Origin of the sequence: Chryseobacterium gwangjuense, from assembly GCF_021311115.1 — a bacterium.
In the GTDB taxonomy this organism is placed as follows: domain Bacteria; phylum Bacteroidota; class Bacteroidia; order Flavobacteriales; family Weeksellaceae; genus Chryseobacterium; species Chryseobacterium gwangjuense.
On the sequence record NZ_JAJTNP010000012.1, the window covers coordinates 1 to 2,602 of the forward strand.

Consider the following 2,602-nt stretch of genomic DNA (forward strand, 5'->3'; position numbering starts at 1 on the left):
ATTGTAAATTCCAGTGATATTGACCACCCAATTCCAATTTAAAGTGATCATGTAATTTCAGATTAAATTGACCACCCTTTTTTTGATAAAAACTACTGTTTTTTATGTGTCAATTAGTATTCAAATATAATAATAATTTAATCCTTTGTAACTCCTCTTTTCTTTCTCATAGATTCTCCTTTGAGTTCTAAGCGGTGAGCCTGATGAATAAGCCTGTCTAAAATTGCATCGGCTATTGTTTTTTCTCCGATTATATCATACCATCCCTGAACCGGTATCTGTGATGTTACAATGATAGATCCGTTATTATGACGATCTTCAATGATTTCTAAAAGGGTTATTCTGTTGGTGCTATCTAATGCCTGAAGCCCAAAATCATCAAGAATAATTACATCCTGTCTTTGTATTTTGGCAAGCTCCCGAAGATAGGATCCGTCAGCTTTAGCTATTTTTAATTTCGCAAACAGTTTGGAAGTATTAAAATAATTGACTTTAAAGCCTTCAATACATGCCTGATAACCTAATGCTGTTCCTAAATAACTTTTACCTACTCCTGTACTTCCTGTAATTAAGATATTTTCATTTTTCTCTACAAATTCGCATCCTGCCAAACGAAGTATCAGGTTACGATCTAGGTTACGAGATACATCAAAATTGATGTTTTCAATACTGGATTTATAATGGAATTTTGCATTTTTGATACTTCTCTCTATACGCCTGTTATGCCTTTCATCCCATTCTGCATCCACCAACATTGATATAAATTGGTCTAAAGTGTAGTGATCTGTTTTACCGCTTTCAATAGCCGTTTTAAAAGCGTTGTGCATGCCATAAAGCTTCATTTGCTTCATTTTGTTTACCGTAGGTTCGTTCATAATTTTGATTTAATTGTAATATTGTTTTCCTCTTATATTGCCATGTTCAGGAAGTTTTTGATCTTCTTCTTTTTCTTGTGGAAAATCGATTTGATCTAAATTATTTTCCAGGATCTTTTGGACTGTTTTAAAACTGTAGATTTTGAAGTCTAAGGCTCTCTTGCAAGCATTGATTAGCCTCTCTCGACCTACTTTCTTCTCAAAATTTAATATTCCTAAACAACTCTTATAGGCTTGCTCCGGGTGGTTACGACTTTCTATAATCTGCAAAATATATTCACTTACCGCATCATCAATACGACCTGCCCATTCAATGAACTTGTCAGCATTCCATCCCGATACAAACTGATGAGTACTTGCTAAATGTTCGTTAATGGTGCTATACACATAAGGTTTATAATTACGCTTATGCATTGCGATTCTGTTATACTTATGGTAGATCTCCACAGTAGAAGATGTATATAAAATTTTTACTTTTTTCTTAATGTACTGATAAGGAACACTGTAATAATTCTTATCCTTGCTTAATTGTACATGTCCATTTTGCATGACTGTGGCAAAAGATTGATACCTGATCTTAAAGTAGTCTTGAGGAAGGGGGCGAAGTTTTTCTTTTTCGTCTTCCAAAAACAGATCATATCTGGAATAAGGACGGGCAGTAAGTTTACGTTTGTTATGATAATCTAACAAAATTAAAATCTCCTGGTTTAATTCTTCCAGACTATAAAACTTCTGTTTAAGATTGGCGTAAATTCTTCTGTACAATATTTTAACAGCTCCTTCTACCAGAGATTTATCTCTTGGCTTATAGGCTCGGGCAGGTAAAATAGTTGTTTCATAATGATCGGCAAGATCAGCTAAAGTTTCATTGATAGTAGGTTCAAAACGGCTACTTTTAATAACCGCAGACTTTAAATTATCCGGAACAATGGCTGCGGGAGTTCCTTCAAAAAAACGGATGGCATTTTCTACCGATTTTACAAAATCCTCCTTTTGCTGACTCATCGAAGCTTCTGCATAGGTATACTGGCTCGCTCCTAATATAGCTACAAAAAACTGGACTTCGTTTAACTCTCCACTATCTCTATCAACAATCGAAAGCGTTTTGCCGGCATAATCTACATACATTTTATCTCCAGACTTGTGATTCATATGCATCACAGGATTAACACGCTTGCTCCATTCTTTATAATGGTGTCTAAACTGAGACCTTTGAAAACCATCAGGATAAAGAATGATATATTCTTCCCACATATGTTGTATCGTGATACCTACTTTTTTTAGTTCACGTTCCATCCCGGGAAAAAAATTATGCAGAGATTGTAGTTTTGTACTAACGGGTTGTACGGTATTATGGGAAAATAGAAGCTCTAGTTCGGCATCAGTCTTTTCATTAATCATTTCCTGATTTAAACCTAAAACCTCGAATAATGAAAGGTATTTCTTAACAGTATTCCGGGAAAGAGATAAATAGTTGCTTATAAATAACTTACTCTTTCCTTCACTATAAAATTTAATAACTTTTCTAATTTTACTCATGTCTGTTATTTTATTAGCCATAATCCGCTTTTTTTAACGAATGTAGGCTCTAACACATGAAAAAATCAGTAATATTTTATGCCAAATGAAGGGTGGTCAATTTGGACTGGAATTTGGTGGTCAGTTTGATCCGAAATTAGTGGTCAATTTACTCCGAAAAACACTGGTCTATTTGACCGTTTTTTCCA

Annotated in this window: 2 protein-coding genes; both read right to left on the minus strand. The window is 34.3% G+C overall.

Annotated features, from left to right (window positions below; genetic code table 11):
* Positions 1–137: 137 nt before the first annotated feature.
* Entirely contained in the window at positions 138–875 is a 738-nt protein-coding gene (gene istB / locus LV842_RS16045; RefSeq protein ID WP_233112438.1) for an IS21-like element helper ATPase IstB, read from the minus strand.
* Between the two features lie 9 nt (positions 876–884).
* On the minus strand, positions 885–2,435 hold the full coding sequence (gene istA / locus LV842_RS16050) for an IS21 family transposase (RefSeq protein WP_233112439.1): 1,551 nt from the start codon (positions 2,433–2,435) through the stop codon (positions 885–887).
* Between the last annotated feature and the right edge of the window lie 167 nt (positions 2,436–2,602).